General features: G+C 50.2%; 10 protein-coding genes. 3 read left to right on the plus strand and 7 right to left on the minus strand.

Going from position 1 to position 18,105, the window contains the following annotated elements:
• Positions 1-74: 74 nt before the first annotated feature.
• Positions 75-2,153 (minus strand): TonB-dependent receptor family protein, encoded by a 2,079-nt coding sequence (locus BLW68_RS03080; RefSeq protein WP_092790116.1) that lies wholly within the window; start codon positions 2,151-2,153, stop codon positions 75-77.
• Between the two features lie 305 nt (positions 2,154-2,458).
• Here BLW68_RS03080 and BLW68_RS03085 point away from each other — a divergent pair, with 305 nt between their 5' ends.
• Positions 2,459-4,894, plus strand: a complete 2,436-nt coding sequence (locus tag BLW68_RS03085) for a TonB-dependent receptor domain-containing protein (protein ID WP_092790118.1) — start codon at positions 2,459-2,461, stop codon at positions 4,892-4,894.
• Positions 4,895-4,934: 40 nt separating this feature from the next.
• Here BLW68_RS03085 and BLW68_RS03090 read toward each other — a convergent pair whose 3' ends face one another.
• Positions 4,935-5,390, minus strand: a complete 456-nt coding sequence (locus BLW68_RS03090) for a GNAT family N-acetyltransferase (RefSeq protein ID WP_092790120.1) — start codon at positions 5,388-5,390, stop codon at positions 4,935-4,937.
• A 195-nt stretch (positions 5,391-5,585) separates the two neighbouring features.
• Between BLW68_RS03090 and BLW68_RS03095 the strand changes: the two genes are divergently transcribed.
• Positions 5,586-7,592: a PhoX family protein gene (locus tag BLW68_RS03095; RefSeq protein ID WP_092790644.1), complete on the plus strand. Its 2,007-nt coding sequence runs from the start codon at positions 5,586-5,588 to the stop codon at positions 7,590-7,592.
• Positions 7,593-7,607: 15 nt separating this feature from the next.
• On the opposite strand, the gene BLW68_RS03100 is transcribed toward BLW68_RS03095, so the two are convergent.
• The 4 genes from BLW68_RS03100 to BLW68_RS03115 form a co-directional block, all read right to left on the minus strand.
• Positions 7,608-10,034, minus strand: coding sequence for a bifunctional diguanylate cyclase/phosphodiesterase (locus BLW68_RS03100; protein WP_092790122.1), 2,427 nt, complete (start codon positions 10,032-10,034; stop codon positions 7,608-7,610).
• A 3-nt stretch (positions 10,035-10,037) separates the two neighbouring features.
• Positions 10,038-11,222 carry a hypothetical protein gene (locus BLW68_RS03105; protein WP_218141288.1) on the minus strand — a complete coding sequence of 395 codons (1,185 nt, stop codon included), beginning with the start codon at positions 11,220-11,222 and terminating at the stop codon, positions 10,038-10,040.
• On the minus strand, positions 11,215-11,631 hold the full coding sequence (locus BLW68_RS03110) for a hypothetical protein (protein ID WP_092790125.1): 417 nt from the start codon (positions 11,629-11,631) through the stop codon (positions 11,215-11,217). Before BLW68_RS03110 ends, BLW68_RS03105 begins: the two co-directional genes overlap by 8 nt.
• A 163-nt stretch (positions 11,632-11,794) precedes the next feature.
• On the minus strand, positions 11,795-13,048 hold the full coding sequence (locus BLW68_RS03115; RefSeq protein WP_092790128.1) for a DEAD/DEAH box helicase: 1,254 nt from the start codon (positions 13,046-13,048) through the stop codon (positions 11,795-11,797).
• Positions 13,049-13,305: 257 nt separating this feature from the next.
• On the opposite strand from BLW68_RS03115, the gene BLW68_RS03120 reads away from it, so the two are divergent.
• The gene (locus BLW68_RS03120; protein WP_092790130.1) at positions 13,306-14,031 is read left to right on the plus strand and encodes a substrate-binding periplasmic protein; all 726 of its coding nucleotides are present in this window, start codon (positions 13,306-13,308) and stop codon (positions 14,029-14,031) included.
• An 87-nt stretch (positions 14,032-14,118) separates the two neighbouring features.
• Here BLW68_RS03120 and pulA read toward each other — a convergent pair whose 3' ends face one another.
• On the minus strand, positions 14,119-18,105 hold the full coding sequence (gene pulA / locus BLW68_RS03125) for a pullulanase-type alpha-1,6-glucosidase (protein ID WP_092790132.1): 3,987 nt from the start codon (positions 18,103-18,105) through the stop codon (positions 14,119-14,121).

Here is an 18,105-nt window from a genome sequence, read left to right on the forward strand (position 1 = left end):
GTATGCCGCCACAGCATAAATAAAACAGGGCAGAATAGTCTGCCCTGTATACGCTGCCATTGGTACGGCATTAGTTAGAAGCTGTAACGTACACCCAGTTCGAAAGCACGCTCTGGCCCGACATAAATACCCTGGCGTAAGCCGGCAATATAACGCTTGTCGGTCAGGTTTTTTACGCTGCCTGAGACACTAATGTTATCTGCCAGTTTGTACTGCGCGGTTAAATCCAGCACGGTGTAAGACGGTATTAAACCACCCCAGATCCCGCCGGCAGCATTTGCCGGAATATCTTCACGGTTGCTGGCATCGCCATATTGCTCACCACGATGGTGCGCGCTTAATGCTGCAGTTAATTGCTCTAACTGGTAGCTCAGCGCTACGTTAGCAATAATTTTCGGCGCATACGGCAGGCGGTTACCCTGGTTGCTGCCGGTTTTAAACTCTGAGGTGGGTACCCAGGTTGCATTGGTATCCAGGCTAAACCCGGCGCCCAACGCATAACCGAACATAAACTCCATACCACGGTGTTCAGTTTTACCTGCATTAGACTGCGATAAGTTTGGATCGCTGTTGCCGGTAACAACCTGATTACTGAAGTCCATAGCAAAGGCAGCCACTTCATAACTGACAGCACCTTGTTTACCACGAATACCCAGCTCAAAATTGGTCGAGCGCTCGCCATCAAGCTGTTGATCGGTCAGACCGTCCAGTGCCACGCCATTAGAGGCGGGTGAAAAAGCCCGGTATACCCCACCATACAACTGCGCAGACTGATTCAGATCATAGGTTGCACCAACGCCAGGCAAAAACTCTGTATTGCTGGTTTTGGCTGTTGCGTTATTGTCGGATAACACCAGCCGTTTTTGCTCGTAAGATTCCACCCGTAAACCCGGTGTAACAGCAAAACGCTTTGTCAGCTCAATCCGGCTTTGCGCATAAGCGGCTACACTGTCGGCTGAATCGACAATATGCCGGTCATTTACGCCGGTACGGTCTGAACCACGCACAGCGCGAATACGGGTGTCATTAGCCTCTTCTTGCATAAAACGCAGACCAAACTCACTGCTGGCTGCACTGCCAAATAAGTTGTGATCCAGCGTCAGACGGGTTTCTATACCAACCCGGTCAAAGCTGCGGTTGTTCCCCGTTAACGTATCAGCATATACCCAGCGGCCAGCAGCATTTGAGGCTGCGGTGTTAACATCATAACGCCAGTAATCCCGGGTCAATTCGCTCCAGTACAGCAGCGTTTTCAATGTAGCCTGGCTCGATAACGTCCATTCATGATTCAGATCTATTGCGGTACGGTCGGTCAGATAATAGTCATCCGGTGCCGGGTTATATTTTGCACCATTCTGATAATCGGCCAGTAATAAACCCCGGTAAGAGATGTTGGCATCGTTCTCATGGCGTGAGGCTTTAATACCCAACTTGTGGCTGTCGCTGAATACCACACCGGCTTTGGCCATCACGTCAGTCATTTCGTAACCTTTGTCCATAAAACCATCGCTGGTCGCATGGGTGGCAACGACACCGGCGAAGGCATCGCCTGAAACACTCTTGCCACCGGCTTCTACATTCACTTCACGCAAGTCAAACGAGCCGGCACGGCCGGACAGTTTAACGCCATCGTCTGGTGTTTTGGTCTGGTAATTGACTACGCCACCAATGGTAGAAGGGCCATAACGTAACGACGATGAGCCTTTTAATATCTCAACCTGCTCTACCCGCTGAATGCGTGGGTTATAGTAACGGTCGTTGCCAATAAACAACCCAGGCGCTACTGGTACACCGTCTTCAAGCACTAACGATTTTGATTCACTGGCAGATAAACCACGCATACCAAAGTTAGACACAATTGAGGTTTCTTCTTCGCTGGCGACGTTAATACCGGCAATACGGCGCAATACGTCTTCGGTAGATAGGGGCTGAATTTGCTCTATTTGCTGGCGGTCAATCACCACCACAGTACCGGTTTGTTCCAACAATACAGGTGCTGCCTCACCTACTACCCGTATGACTTCCAGCGTGGGCATAATACTTTTACGCTCAATATTGCTTTCTTTCGTAGCGGTTTGTTGCTGTGCCACAGCACTTAATGATACCGAAGCCAGCACAACGGCAACGGCTAAGCGCGACAATTTCAGCTGCATAAAAACTCCATTTGTTAACAAATAACCTGTAATGCGCGCAATTAGAACACAGTAAAAAATACGAATCAATCTCATTTGAACTCAGTATTTATAAGGGGTACAGCGCAACCTCACGGCACATATGAATAGCAACCAAATTGATAACTTAATGTTAAGTTAAATACTCGCCTTTTCGTGTTGTGAAAATAACTACAGAATAATGATTGATCTTAATAATGATAATAATTATCATTCGCCGCATCATTTACATTAATTTACATGCGATCTGGCTCTGCTGCCTGAAAACACTATTAAAGGAGTTCAAAATGTTGTTTCGCCCTACCGCGCTGGCGTGCGCTGTTGCAGCTGTGTTTACCCTCCCCTCTGCCCATGCAGAACTTGCAGCTGCAGCCCCTGATTACAATATGGAAGTAATAGTGGTAACGGCTTCTGGTTTTGAGCAAAAGCTGGTAGATGCACCCGCCAGTATTTCGGTGATAACACAGGAAGAACTAAGTAAACGGCCTTATACCACCCTGCTGGACGCAGTGCGGGATTTAGAAGGCGTGGATATCGGCGAAACCCGTGATAAAACCGGCCAGGGTACCATCAGTATGCGTGGTATGGGCTCTGACTATACGTTAATTCTGGTAGACGGTAAGCGGCAGAATAACCACGGTGATATATACCCTAACAGCTTCGGCGGCAACCAGTTTGGCCATATTCCGCCGCTGGATGCGGTAGACCGGATTGAAGTAATCCGCGGCCCGGCATCAACGCTATACGGAGCCGATGCGTTAGGCGGTGTAATAAACATTATTACCAAAAAAGTTACCGATAAGTGGATGGGCTCTGTCAGCCACAGCCGTACAGTACAAACCGATGACGCTTTTGGCAATGATATCACTACCGATTTTAACGTGATGGGCCCATTAATCCCCGGCGTGCTAGGTATGTCTCTGCGCGGTAGCTTCTATAACCGTTTATCTTCTATGCCACAATATGCGCCGGTAGAATATCCCAATGGTGAAGTGCGCAACCGCTCGCTAGGCTTTGGTGCCGGTGGTAAAACAGTCGACAACGAAAACGAAGTTTTCGGCGGCCGCTTAAGCTGGACCCCAGCTACTAATCAAACAATCTGGTTTGATATTGAAAGCTCTAAACAACAATATGACAATACACCGGTTATCAATGACAACGGCACCAAAGAATATCCGGTAGGTACGGTAGATAATATTGACAGTATCTGGGTGGCAGGTAACTTCTGTCGCGGCTTTACCCCCTCTTCTGGCGGTAATCAGCAGCAAAAATGTGCTGATGGCGGTGGTACCTGGGCACGCCGTGCCAACCCGCAGGTAGGTTACAGCCCCACTCAGGAATTTACCCGTGATACCTGGTCTTTAACCCATGAAGGTAAATGGGACTTTGGTAACAGCTTTGTGTCGCTATCTTACGTAGATACCCAAAATCATGGCCGTACTTTGCCATTCACCGCTTCTGAACGTGAACTGTTGCTGGCGATGTTTGACGCTACCGGTGAGTATGCCGGTTTAAGCCTGGATGCACGCAAAGACTTAGCTGAAGCGACTTTCTTACCGCGTGAAAAACGTAAAATGGCCAGCAATCAATACACGCTGGATGCCAAACTGGATATGCCGTTTGAACTGGCAGGCCAGCATATTTTGGTCACTGGTGCCCAGGTGATCCGCGGTGAACTGGAAGACGGTGTGTTTGGCATTGAAAGCGGCACCCCTGGCGCAATCCAGGAGCATAATATGTGGGCTATTTTTGCCGAAGATACCTGGGATGCGACTGAGTCATTCTCTTTAACTGCCGGTTTACGTCGTGACGACCATGAAGTATTTGGCAGCCAGCTAAGCCCACGACTGTATGGTGTTTACACGTTAAATGAGCAATGGACCATTAAAGGTGGCGTTAGTACCGGCTTTAAAACGCCAAAAACCACCCAGTTATATGACGGTGTGGTTGGTTTTGGCGGCCAGGGTACCTCACCAATGTTTGGTAACCCGGATCTGAAAGCAGAAACCAGTGTATCTTCAGAAATCGCCGTGTACTGGCAGCATCCAAATGGCCATAACTTTAATGCCACCATCTTTAAAAATGACTTTGACGACAAAATTGCTTCTCAGCCCTGTGGTACCGGCACCAATGTGGAGTGTAGCAGCACCGGTGAGTATGCTGATTTAGGTTACGCTACCAGCACTAAAACGGTGAATATCGACAAAGTGACTATTGAGGGTGCTGAGCTGGCCGGGCGTTGGGCAATAACTGACAGCGTTGCCTTTCGCGCCAACTACACCTATACCGATAGCGAGCAAAAAAGTGGCGCTGAAAAAGGCCGTCCACTGGGTAGTAGTGCTAAGCATATGGCAAACCTGACGTTAAGCTGGGAAGCGACAGACGCACTGAATGTGTTTCTGACATCAGAACTACGCACCAAGCGCTACCGCTCATGGGATCCGATCAAAAACGAAGCGTTGTACTACAAAGCCTATAATGTATTCCATTTAGGCGCATCGTTTGAAGCCAGTGAATCGGTTACCTTTAATGCCCGCATTAATAATCTGTTTGACCGTGACTTCACAACCTACAATATCGCCTTTACTCAATGTAGTGATACTGCCGCCAGTTGTATCTACGACGACAATGGCGCCAATGGTTACAGCGCCACCTATGTGGATGACTACAATAACAAAGATAAAGCGCGTAATTTCTGGGTTAGCGTAAACGTACGCTTCTAACCCTTTGCAACAGCAAAAAGCCGCGTTTAACGCGGCTTTTTTATTGCACCGGTTTTATCATTTTTATATGCGGAATATCATCTTCCAGGTAAGGTTCGCTGGCAGGCTTAAAGCCTAAATCCTGATAAAACTGTTGCAGGTAACACTGGGCAGAAATATGAATATCGGTATCCGGCCACAGCTCTGCTGCCACACTGAGGGTTTGTTCTACTAATACCTGGCCCAAACCTAAGCGGCGTGCGGTTTGTGATACGCATACCCGGCCAATACCCGGAAAACCATCAAAGCTAACACCCGGCGCCAGTACCCGCGAATAGGCGATGACTTTATCGCCTTTTTTCAGAATAATGTGGCGGGTTTGCGTATGTAAGTCTTTATCATCCAGCTCCGGATAAGGGCAATTTTGCTCTACCACAAACACATCTACCCTTAACTGCAACAAGCTATATAGCGTGTATGTGTCCAATTCACCGAAGGTTAGTACCTGCCACTGCATTTATTCCCGCTCCCTGACGACGTAAAACCGTACTATACCAGAGGAAAAAGCCTTACGCCTATCCTGAAACCCTGACACTGACATCGCCATGTCATCTTAGCATCATAAAACTGCTATCTCACTGTAACAACACTGACATTAAGCATGGGTTTAATAGCACAAACTTCTAAAGCGCTTATTATGGAGCCTACAATAATGTCAGACAGTAAAACCGTTGTAACGATAGATAATTCGGGCGTTGACCCGCAAACTAACTTTTCGCTTAACCCTACTTTTGCTGCCATTGTTGACAGCCGTATGGCACGGCGTAAATTTCTTAAAGGCAGTGTCGGGGCCGCAGTTGCAGCCTTTATCGGCGGCTCGCTGGTAGGCTGTGGCAGCAGCAGTAATGACGACCCTGTAACAGTACCGCCGGACACTGCTGTTCCACTACTGGGCTTTACCGCCATTGCCACTAACCGTGCCGATGCCATCACCGTGCCGCAAGGTTATAGTGCTCAGGCGTTTTTGCCCTGGGGTACGCCGTTAAATGGCAGTTACCCGGAATATCTGGACGATGGCAGTAACAGCGGCAGCGATCAGGAACAACAAGTGGGCAGCCACCATGACGGTATACACTTTTTCCCAATTGACGCACGCGGTGCTGGCGAAAACTCGCAGGAAGGCTTGCTGGTGTTTAACCATGAATATATCGACAATAACCTGATCCATACCAATGGCATTACCACAGTACCGCGGCTGGCCGACGAAGTACGTAAAGAAGTTGCTGCCCACGGTGTCTCGGTGGCACATATTCAACAGCAGGCTGACGGTAGCTGGGCACTGGTTAATAACAGCCCGTTTAACCGCCGGATTACCGGCGCAACGCCGATGGAACTGGCAGGCCCGGTGCGCGGCAGTGAGAAAGTGGTAACCAAATACAGCCCGGATGGCAGCCGTACCCGCGGTACACTGAATAACTGCGGCAACGGTTTTACCCCTTGGGGCACCTATTTAACCTGTGAAGAAAACTGGGCCGGTTACTTTGTTAATACCGATGCGCAAAAACCACGTGAACACAGCCGTTATGGCGTAGCTTCAGCTAACGGCCGTTATTTCTGGGAAACCGCTGCACCGGCAGCTGATGTGTATCAGCGCTTTAATGCCAGCAGTATCGGCGCTGAAGCGAAAGACGATTACCGTAACGAGCCAAACACTTTTGGCTGGATAGTAGAAATAGACCCGTTTAACCCCGACAGCGTGCCACAAAAACGCACGGCCCTGGGCCGCTTTGGCCATGAAGGTGTGATTTTTGGCAAACTGGAAGAAGGCCAGCCTGTAGTAGTGTACTCGGGTGACGATTCTACCTTTGAATATATCTACAAATTTGTCTCTACTGCGCCGTACCACAAAAATACCGCCGGTGGTCATTTACTCAATGACGGTATTTTATATGTGGCCCGCTTTAACGAAGATGGCAGCGGTGAATGGTTACCGCTGGATATCAACAACGCTGATTTTATTGCCAAAGCCACAGCTGCAGGCGTTACCTTTGCCGATCAGGCTGATGTGTTGCTAAATACCCGTCTGGCTGCTGATATTGCCGGTGCTACCAAAATGGATCGGCCGGAATGGGGTGCAGTACACCCGGATACAGGCGAAGTGTATTTTACCCTGACCAACAATACGCAGCGCACTGCTGCCCAGGTGGACGCCGCCAACCCGCGCGCCAGCAATGCCACCGGCCATATTATCCGTTGGAATGAGCGCGAAACGCAGGCAGCTACCGCCTTTGATTGGGATATTTTCCTGTTGGCTGGTGATGTCGGTACTCAAACACCGGGCACCGAACTGGAGCTTACAGCCGACAATCATCTGGCCAGCCCGGATGGTTTGTGGTTCGATCCTAACGGCGTACTGTGGATCCAAACCGATATGAGTGGTTCGCAGCAAGGTACTGGCCCTTACGGCAACAACCAGATGCTGGCCGCCGACCCGGTGACCCGCGAAGTAAAACGCTTTTTAGTTGGCCCAATTGACTGCGAAGTTACCGGCGTGATTATGACACCGGATCGGAAAACCATGTTTGTTAATATCCAGCATCCGGGGGATCGCTCAGCACCGGGTGATTTCACCAGCCACTGGCCAGATGGCGGCAGCAGCCGGCCACGTTCTGCCACCGTTGTTATTACTAAAGACGATGGCGGTGTGATAGGTAGTTAATACGTTATAAAACGGTCAGCGCAGCAACTGCGCTGGCCATTTATTTTGCGTAACCTGGCTAACAAAAGCTGCCAGTTGCGCCTCTGGCAACGGCCTTGAGAAGTAGAACCCCTGCACCAAATCACAGTGATGCTGTTGCAGTAACTGCAATTGCTGATAGTTTTCCACGCCTTCGGCCACCACTTGCAGCCCCAGTTTTTGCACCATGGCAATGGTTGACACAATAATCTGGTAGTCAGACGGGTTATCCAGCATCCCAAGTACAAAACTTTTATCAATTTTTATGGTATCTACCGGCATACGTTTTAGGTAATTCAACGATGAATAACCCGTACCAAAATCGTCGATAGCAAAGCTAAACCCCAGCGCTTTTAGTTGATGCATAATATCCAGCGTCTGGCTGACATGGCTGACTAAGGTGCTTTCGGTCAGTTCGAGCTCAAACTGCTGGCCACTGACATTATACTGCTGCATTAACTGGCGAAACCGCTCCGGCAACCCTGGCTGCAAAAACTGATCGGCCGACAAGTTAAGCGCAATAACCACATGCGGCAGGCCCATTTCAGCTAACTCGTTGCTTAGCTGACAACAGCGCTCAAACACCCAGTAGCCCACATCAACAATCAGCTGGGCTTGCTCCAGCACACTGATAAACTCATCCGGCCCCACCATACCACGTAACGGGTGCTGCCAGCGCAGTAAGGCTTCGAACCCGGTTAGCTGGCCGCTGCGTAAATTTACTTTAGGCTGCAGGTTTAACGAAAACTGTTGTTGGCTTATGGCCAGCCGCAGTTCAGCCTCCAGTTGCAGCCGGTTAGCCAGGTCGCTCGACATCTGCTCATTAAATACATAGTAGCAATTGCGGCCATTACTTTTGGCCTGGTACATAGCCAAATCAGCGCGGCGGATTAATTCCTCCTCTGCCAGTGCTGGCTCTGCAGTAAAGCTGATACCGATACTGGCACTGAGCGACACGGCGCCCTGCCCTTGTAAAAACGGCTGATCAAACACCGCCAGCACCCGCCATGCCATAAGCTCGGCTTGCTGCGGTTCGCTGATATGCGGCATAACCAGTGCAAATTCGTCGCCACCAAAACGACATACCACCTCGCCGTGATCGCACAGGCTTTGCAGCCGCTGTGCGGTTTCGATTAACAGTAAGTCACCGGTAGCATGGCTGCGGCTATTGTTAATGGTTTTAAACTTATCCAAATCGAGAAACAACAAGCCGACATAACCGCTATGCAGCGGCAAACCAGCCAGTGCCACCCGCAGTTGTTGTTGCAGCAGGTTACGGTTGGCCAGGCCGGTAAGCGGGTCAAACATAGCAATTTGCTGCAGTGCCGTGGTGTTGTCGGCTAACCGTTGATCCAGATGCTCCAGCTCGTAACTGAGGTTAAGTACCGACTGGCTAAACGTACTTAGTTCGTCTTGCAGTAACCCAGCGGGCAATTGGCTGGCATGGCGAAACTCGTGATACCGCCGCTGTGCCAGCAACGGCAACGCAGCTGCCAGTTGTAAAATACGGCTGCTAATACGGCGGGTAATAAATAGAATCAGTACCAGCACAGCGACAAAACAACCTGCTGCCACCAATAAAATTTGCCGCTGATAGCGCTGTTTATCCTGCATGGCACTGCTGACATCTTCTACCATTAACAGCTGATACGACATAGCGTTGTCAGGGTCCAGCGGAATTAAATGCAGGTAATAGCTCATATCTTTCAGCGCAATAACAATGCCGTTACTGCGTAATGAACCCACTTCTATATCGTCTGGCAACTGCTGATACAACTGTCGTATCAGCTGCCGGTCAGATGCCTGCAGCAGGCGGAATTGCTGCGTTATGGTCTGGCCCGGCTGGTAACTAAGCAAAGCCACTTCTGTACCCAGTGTCTGGTGCAGATTAAACAGCACTTCTGTCAGCTCAGTAACCATTAGCACCACTGCAACCTCACCATCGGCATTTAGCAATGGCAAAGTCAGTAGCTTATAGCATTGTTCGTCACAGCGGATCATAGCTTGCGGGCTTTGTTGCTGCAGGGTGTGTTGCACAATATCGTTACTGTGTGCGGATAACTGCGGGCTACTCTGATAAATGACCTGCTGTGCCGGGCTAAACAGGGCCAGATGGCGTAGAGCGAAGTTAAGTTGTAATGACTCAATCTGCCCCGGCAACGCAGCAGCAAACCGGCTAAACCCCTCGCGGCCGGTCACCTGTTGCAGCTCGGCAAAGCTTTGCATCCAGGTTAATAACTGTTGATCTACTGAGCGGTTATATAATTGAAAATACTGCTGGCCTTGTGTTTTACGCAGTGCTTGCTGGCGGTTAAACTGATCATTCATATGCAGCAGCGACAGGCTGGTAAACCAGATCAGCAACAGCAGCAACATACTTAGCATCAGTAGCAGTATCTTCCATGACAGGCTCAGATAACGCATCGGTTAAAACCTGTATGTCAGCTGTGCGGCATAAAGCTGCCAGTATTTGTGCCGGTTTGTTACCACATCAGGCAATATTACCGGTGATAAACGGCCTGCACCCTCAACCCAGTGAATTTCCGCACTTAACCTTAAACTGCTGCTGATATCATAACTTAGTCCACCTGCTACCGATTGCTGGTAGGCAAAGTATGCCGGTACAGTACCGCCACTGTTTTTATTTAACAATTGCCCGCGCCGGTCATCTTTATTGGCTACTGAGTAATCCAGCATAGCAAACCATCTTAACTGCGCTGAGTGGCGGTATTGTGCCATCACATAGCCGCCCTGGCCCAATTGGTCCTGGCGAAATAGTGGTGAGAAAAAACCGTCAATTTGCAGCCGTTCTTGTTGGATTTCGCTGGAAAATTCCCATTTTTCCAGTTGATAGCGCATATTCAGCATCACCCGGCTTACCGTAAAGTCAGCAGCAAAAAAAGGCTCGGTGTCAGTGGCACTGTAACTAAAGTTAGAATCCAGCAGCACCATACCAAAACTGAAGCGGCTAAGCTGTGGCTGCCAATACAGGCTGGCCTGATGGTCAAAATTCATTTTTAGTTTGCCGTCAATAACACCGCCAAGCAGCAACTCGCTTTGCTGCGTTGACACCGGCGTAGTACCGAGACTCCAGTTAAAGGTGAAATCGCCCAGGTTGTTATAGTGGCGCGCCTGCAATGCCATACCATCACTGCCTACCGCTATATCGCGAAAGGCATCAAAATACACCGATTGCGGCAACACAATAGAAGGCCGGGTAAAAGGCACATCACGGGTACTGGAATACAGCCAATGCTGGTTTTTTATCCGCCCCAGATACAGGTTGGCTTGCAGGTCGTTACTGTTGTAGAAATACCAGTCCAGAAATAAGTAGTCCAGCCGCAAGCCCGGCGGATAACGGTTGCCGCCATCCAGATAGACCAACTGCCCGGAAAGGTGCCAGGCTGGCGCTAACCGCAGGCGGCTGTTCAGGCCCAGTTCGGTTAGCTCAGCAGAAATATCCCCGCTGCTGTTAACAAAACCGCTGTCTGGGGCCTGGATCAGGCCCTGGGCAATAAAGCCGTTCCAATCAATAGCGGCAGAAGCATCAGAGGCCGGATAAAGCCATACGCTAAACAAAGCCACTGCTGCGATATTATAGGTATTATTCAATGCGCACCTCCTTTACTGCCGGGTCGGCCTGATACTGCTCAACATAGCCAATGCTGCCAGGCGTAGTGCGTAACAACTCCATCATATGTGCTTGGTCTTTAGCCAGCCATGGCCGGCTGGCGGTACCAGAGAAGCTTTGTCTGTCCCAAATATTGGTTAACTGATACGGAAACAGCCGCAGCTGTTCACGGCTAAAACGTTGATGCTCGGCGCTGTCATCGGGCAACACTACAACATAGATGGGTGAGCCATCCGGCCACTGAATTTGCCGCATGGTAAAAATACTGCGTAATTGTGCTGATGTCAGTTTATCCAGCACCACACTGTTATTGACCACAACAGTGCTTGCGGCTGCACTTTTAACGGTGCAACACCACAATACTACCGCCAACAAGGCTAACCACCTCATTGCCTAACCACACTGAAAATAGCTATAAACCGGGTATATGCTCTGATCACTGCAATCTGCTTATAATAGAAAAGTGCCGGTTAAAATAACGAGCACTCGGGGAAATATCATTCTAGCACAGCAGGTTACACCTTGCCGCGGGCAAAATGTAGCTGATTAAAGATTATTTTGCTCTGTTAGCCGGCCGGGCTGGCGGGCGCTGGCCATCGCGATGTTCTGGCTTAGGCGCTTTAGGCTTTTTCGGTGAATACGGTTTGGTATTCAGCTTAGACGGCGGCAATACATTTACCGGTACAAAGCCATCCAGCATCTGGCGTGGTAATTCCTGTTTAATTAAACGCTCAATGCCGGCCAGTTCTTTGCTTTCATCGGCACACACCAGCGATACAGCATGCCCGGCAGCACCGGCACGGCCGGTACGGCCAATACGGTGCACATAATCTTCGGCAACATTAGGCAGTTCAAAGTTAACTACCTGCGGTAACTGGTCAATATCCAGGCCACGGGCCGCGATATCGGTAGCCACCAAAGCACGTACTGCGCCGGCTTTAAAATCGGCCAGGGCTTTGGTGCGGGCATTCTGGCTTTTATTGCCATGAATAGGCGCAGCTTTAATACCGGCATTTTCTAAATGCAGGCTAAGTTTATTCGCCATATGCTTCGTTTTGGTAAAAATAAGCACCTGTTGCCAGTTATTGTCGTTAATTAACTTGGTTACCAAGGCGGCTTTGCGGTTTTTATCTACCGGGTAAATAACCTGCTCGACCCGCTCAGCGGTGGTATTGGCCGGACTGACTGATACTTCCAACGGGTTGTTTACCAGGCCTTTAGCCAGTTTGCGGATGTCATCGGAAAAAGTGGCCGAGAACAACAGGTTCTGGCGTTTTTTCGGCAGCAGTGCCAGCACTTTTTTAATGTCGTTAATAAAGCCCATATCCAGCATGCGGTCGGCTTCGTCCAGCACCAGCACTTCCAGTTGGCTAAAGCGCACAGCATTTTGCTGGTATAAATCCAGCAGGCGGCCCGGCGTTGCCACCAGTATGTCGACGCCACGGCGCAGTGCCATCATTTGCGGGTTAATTTTAACGCCGCCAAATACCACAGTGCTGCGCAGTGGCAGGTACTTGCCATACACCGCAACGCTTTCAGCTACCTGGGCTGCCAGTTCGCGCGTTGGCGTTAAAATAAGCGCCCGCACCTGGTTAGGTTGCACCTTAGGGCCATCGGTCAGTAATTGCAGTAACGGCAGGGTAAAACCCGCCGTTTTGCCGGTACCTGTTTGCGCCGCAGCCATTAAGTCACGGCCGCCAAGCACTGCAGGAATTGCCTGCAGCTGAATAGGAGAAGGAGTGGTATAGCCCTTGTCGGCAATGGCTTTAAGCAGCGCTGCCGATAGGTTTAAATCAGTAAATTGCATGCGATATCCCGCAGTTAATGCTGCGAAAAAAGTCTGCCGCAGCTGCAGTTGCCTCCGATACGGAGGGGCGCGCAGCTTACAGCAAAAGCGCTGTCAGCGCGAGGAGTATCCGTTATTCCTTTGCCGCAGCAACCCGCTGACTGTTCCTATTCTGACACTGGCGCAACCGTTATAGCTTGGTTAAGCTGACTTTATAATTATTAACTACTGCAAAGTGTTACCTCTGCGGGCGTAACGCTGTCACTACCGGAGCAGGCATGAGGCTATGGACAACAGCACTTTTACTTTACTGCTGCCCGGCACTGTCATGCCAATGGCCTGAGCTGACATTTTTAGTTGGCGTAAATAAGCCACCCTATATCGAGGTGGCAACGCAAACCGGCTATGAGCTGGAGTTATTGCAACAGGTCAGCCAAAAAATGCACCGCTGCGCCGTATTTCTGCATACGCCTAATGGCCGGCTACTGGAGCTGTTTAAGCAAGGCCAGGCTGATTTTGTTTCGCTGCAGCGCACTGTGCCGGATGGCTTTAATGCAACGGTGCCTTATATTCATTACGAAAATGTGCTGATTACCCGCAAAGATCTGCAGCCTCCGGTCAATACGCTGGCCGATTTAACCGGCAAGCGGGTACTGGCATTTCAAAATGCGCACCTGTTTTTACCGCAAGACTACGCGCAGCTGATCCCCGGCTTTGCCAGTTATCAGGAAGTGGTAGATCAGCAGCAGCTACCGGCTATGCTGCTAAAAAGCCGGGTTGATGTATTGGTAATGGACAAAAATATTTTTGAGTACTATTACCAGCAAACCGCCCCCGGTGATACCCGCCTGCAGCAACTGCCGCTGTTTGGCATTAACAGCTATCACCTGCTGGGGCGTGATACCTGGCTGGTACAACGTTTTAATCAGGCTTTGCTGGCATTTCAGCAAAGCCCGCAATACCGGCAACTGCAGCTCAAATACTTTCAGCAGGCGGATCAATAAAGCGGTTATGCTTGCGGGTGCATAAAAAAGCCGCAGCAAGCTGCGGCTAAACACCAGGGGAACCCGGCTGATGCCGGGGTAACACAGTTAAAGTTTGGTGATTGTCATTACCGGTGCCTCCGGGTCAGTGGCATTTACGCTAAAGCGGTAAGTGCCGACTTCGGTGACATCCAGTGATAAGTTGCCGCCTTCGAACTCAAGTGTTTTGCCCTGCCCCAGAACAAAAGCACCATTTTGCGCACCATAATTCACAGTGCCCCAGTTCGCATCAGCAAACTTAAACTGGTAGGTTTTTATCGTATTTAGTACCACATCTATACTGTAAATATCGCTGCCGATGTAAGTCATAGGGTTATCATTTGACCAAGGGGCCGGGTTCATATCGCCCTTCAGATACACCGTAACCCCCACACCGTATGGTGGCAGCTCCTGTACGGTTAATACCGGCGCATTTTTATTAGTGGCATCAAGCACAAATACATAAGTGGCTGAGTTAGCAAAGTTCACCTGCAGGTTAGCGCCACCAGGGCTGAGTGTTTTCGCCTGTTGCAGCGTTACAGTCTGGCCATCGCCGCCCGCACCAAAATCGACCGACGACCAGTCGCCCGATGCTACTTTAAACTCATAACTGCCGGCAGTTATATCAATGGTGGCCATATAGATGCCGCTACCTTCATAGTTAAATGCATCAACCTCACCCCAGCCATTCATGGCACCGCGAACAAACACTGTTGTAGCTTCATACGGCGGGATATCCGGTGCACCGGAGGTAGCATCGGCTGCCAGCCCTGTACCCTGTGCGCCCTGCTGTTGTTTTACAAATACCGCCATAGTTTGCGCCGGTACGGTAAAGGTGCCCTCATCTGCGCCCTGGCTAAAACTGGCTACACGTACCCTGGTATCGGCAGATGCCTGCTGAATGGGGTGTAAGTCAAAGCCTGCTGCCGTGCGCACAGTATGCGCTTGCTCTTCTGGAGTACCGTTAATCACCACCACTAAGGCATCTAACATCGGGTCCAGATCGGTTAACCCGACTCCGTCGTCAATGCTCATCACAATTAAGCCCTGGGTCTGGTTTTTACCGGTATTGTGAAAACCCACCCGCGCAATAACATCCTCAGCGCTGACCAAACGGAACAAGTTGCTGCCGGCACGGATACTTAAAAACTCTTTAAATACGTCGCTGGCAAAACGGATATCGTCTGCTGCCGGTTTGGCATTGGGGTTAGTCAGTATATTGCTGATACGCGACCAGTTAGCTTGGTTTTTCTCTGCCAGAGGTAAACCAATAGCAAAGTTATTGCTTTGCATGCTGAAATCCACATAGTTAAACCAATCGCCAGAGTCGTAGCTATCCCGGTCCATTGATTTTGAGCGCAGAAAATCATCACCCATTTGCAAGAATGGAATACCCTGGCTCATCAGTGGTATGGCAAGCGCAATATTATGCACCCGTACCCGCTCGTCGATACTAACACCCGGAGCCAAGCCATACTGCAGCTGATCCCACAGCGTTTCGTTATCATGTTTGGAGACATAGTTAATAATATCAGCCGGTTTTTCGGCATAGCCTGCGGCCTGGCCATCCCAGTTAAAACTGGATGCAGGAGCTGCGATGCCCTGATAACTTTGCAGCACATAGTCTTTTAACGTACCGGCCAGGCCGATACGGATTAAATCCTGTTTGCGCAGATTCTCCTCTGTTGCTTTGTCGCTAAACAGTACGGCATCACGTACTTCATCGCGCAGCCTGTCGTTAAAGGTGCCAACGCCTGAGCCGGCCATATCCTGTTGCTTGGCCTGAACAAATAAGCGGTTGTTAGTTACTTCGCCAAAGTTCCAGCCTTCACCGTAAAAGTACACATCAGGTGCTACGCTGCGCACTATGTCACGGGTCGCCAGGATACTGTCTTTCGGGTGGTGGCCCATTACGTCATAGCGGAAGTCGTTAAAGCCAAAATCCCGCGCCAGAATCACCATCGAATCCTGCATAAACTTCTCAAACATCCGGTGCTCAGTAGCGGTATTCTCGCAGCAGGTGGAACGCTCCATTGCGCCGCTAACCGGGTTGTAGCGGTGGTAGTAACCGGGCACGATTTTGTCGAACACTGAGGTGGTGTTCAGGCCGGAGGTGCTGGTATGGTTGTATACTACATCCAGCACGGTGCGCAGGCCAAGGTCATTAAGCGCCTTAATCATTGCCCGCACTTCTTTAATGCGCACCACACCTTCCGGGTTAGAGGCATAGCTGCCTTCCGGGGCAATAAAATGCTGTGGATCATAACCCCAGTTAAAGCCATCAATACCGCGGATAGCCTGCACCAGTTCCTGTGCTTTCTCGCCAAACAGCGAGTAGCCTTCCAGTACCGACAATAAGGTTGCACCGGCACTGGTATTGCCGCATACCGGCGCGGCAGCATTTAACTGGCATAAACGGCCGACGGTATCGGTAAGCTCAATACGGCGGCTGGCATCTTCATTAATATTGGCCTGATCGTTTAACGGCAACAGGTGAAAATGGGTTAAGCCGTTATCCGCTAAAGATTTTAAGTGTTTTACCGGTGCAGAGTCTGTTTCGGTAAAAGCCAGATACTTACCGCGGTTAGCGGCACTGACACTTTGATCACGGATTGAAAAATCCCGCACATGGCCTTCGTAAATCACGATATCTTCCGGTTTGGCCACAGTAGGAACAGTACGCGCATCCCAGCCAGCCGGTTTTAAGTCGTCATCATCCAGGTTAACAAACTGACTGTAACGGCCATTGGTGGATACACTGAGCGAATACGGATCGGTGGCTTCGGTCGTTTCTACCTTGCGGGTTTGCGGATGATATACCGTGACTTCATAGCGATAAAATTGGCGGTCCAGCGCACTGCTGCCGGTATGGCTCCAGATACCGGTTTCGCTGTCTGCTGTCATCGCATGGGTGGCAGTAAGTGTTTTCGTCGCACTGTATATCTTCAGGTTAACACTGCGTGCTGTGGGGGCCCACACTCTGGCAGTAATATTACCGCCCTCGTAAATAATCCCTAAGCTGGCTTCATCGGCGTCGTTATCTGCTTTGGTGTACAAATCATCCAGCACTTTTGCCGCCTGCACCCAGGTCGCATCCAGCAGCACGTTTTCGCTGTCATACGCAGCCAGCACTAACTGGTTTTTCAGTATAGCTTTGGCTTCATCAGTGCTAAAATCTACGCTAAATGCGCTTTGCTCTGCCAGATGCGGCACTAATGCTTTTTGCTCATCGCTAAGGTTTACCGGCGTTAATGACACGGCACTGCCGGTTATTTTCTCGTCGAAATTTACGTCAAGGCTGGCATCGACAGCATAGTGCAGCTTTACCTCTGTCGCTGTTGCGGCTATCGCAGAACTCCAGACAAACGTATGCTGATCAATCCAGTGTGCAGCAGCCCCGGCAATGCTGACACCTAACGACACCACCGGGTACTGATAAACATCCGGCTTGCCGGAGAAGGTCCAGTTCATGCGGGAGAAATCCGGCTCACCTTCCGGTTGCTGCTGGGTCAGCGGCATTTTCATGTCGGCGTCGCTTAAGTCTTTCTCATCGCCCTTGTGCACAATAAAGTTACCGCAGGCGCCTTCAGTACCAGCGTAACCCGGTTTTAAGTTAAGTAGCCAATAAGCACCATAGTTTACATCGACACCGTTATGCACCAGGCCATTTTGCCAGGATGGCGCAACAGAGGATTGCTCATACGCATCGCAGCTTTCATTATTCCAGGTGTGTAAAATCCAACCGGTATAATTGCCATCGGGGCGTTTATAGAATAACACCGCCTGATTTGCGCCAGCCATTACCACAGGTACAGGGGCGCCAGGGTCATAGCCAATAATACAGGACTCATTATTCGCGCTGGGAAACGACGGTTTTTTGCATTTTATCGGTGGTGGATCAACACATTCTGTGCCTGTCGCATCAGGAATTTGCGGCACATTACAGGTTAGCAGCACTTCACCGGGTTTAGTTGAATCACCGCCGCCGCAGGCAGCCAGCAGTTGCACAGCCAGTGCCAGTACAGCGAGCTTTAGCAGTTTTATAGTTGTAGTCAT

It is taken from the genome of Rheinheimera pacifica, from assembly GCF_900108485.1.
Lineage (GTDB): Bacteria > Pseudomonadota > Gammaproteobacteria > Enterobacterales > Alteromonadaceae > Alishewanella > Alishewanella pacifica.

Excerpts from the sequence above, each read along its gene's own strand:
- BLW68_RS03090 (WP_092790120.1), bottom strand. The coding sequence starts at position 5,390 with ATGCAGTGGCAGGTACTAACCTTCGGTGAATTGGACACATACACGCTA.
- BLW68_RS03095 (WP_092790644.1), top strand. The coding sequence starts at position 5,586 with ATGTCAGACAGTAAAACCGTTGTAACGATAGATAATTCGGGCGTTGAC.
- BLW68_RS03085 (WP_092790118.1), top strand. The coding sequence starts at position 2,459 with ATGTTGTTTCGCCCTACCGCGCTGGCGTGCGCTGTTGCAGCTGTGTTT.
- pulA (WP_092790132.1), bottom strand. The coding sequence starts at position 18,105 with ATGACTACAACTATAAAACTGCTAAAGCTCGCTGTACTGGCACTGGCT.
- BLW68_RS03115 (WP_092790128.1), bottom strand. The coding sequence starts at position 13,048 with ATGCAATTTACTGATTTAAACCTATCGGCAGCGCTGCTTAAAGCCATT.
- BLW68_RS03080 (WP_092790116.1), bottom strand. The coding sequence starts at position 2,153 with ATGCAGCTGAAATTGTCGCGCTTAGCCGTTGCCGTTGTGCTGGCTTCG.
- BLW68_RS03110 (WP_092790125.1), bottom strand. The coding sequence starts at position 11,631 with ATGAGGTGGTTAGCCTTGTTGGCGGTAGTATTGTGGTGTTGCACCGTT.
- BLW68_RS03100 (WP_092790122.1), bottom strand. The coding sequence starts at position 10,034 with ATGCGTTATCTGAGCCTGTCATGGAAGATACTGCTACTGATGCTAAGT.
- BLW68_RS03120 (WP_092790130.1), top strand. The coding sequence starts at position 13,306 with ATGAGGCTATGGACAACAGCACTTTTACTTTACTGCTGCCCGGCACTG.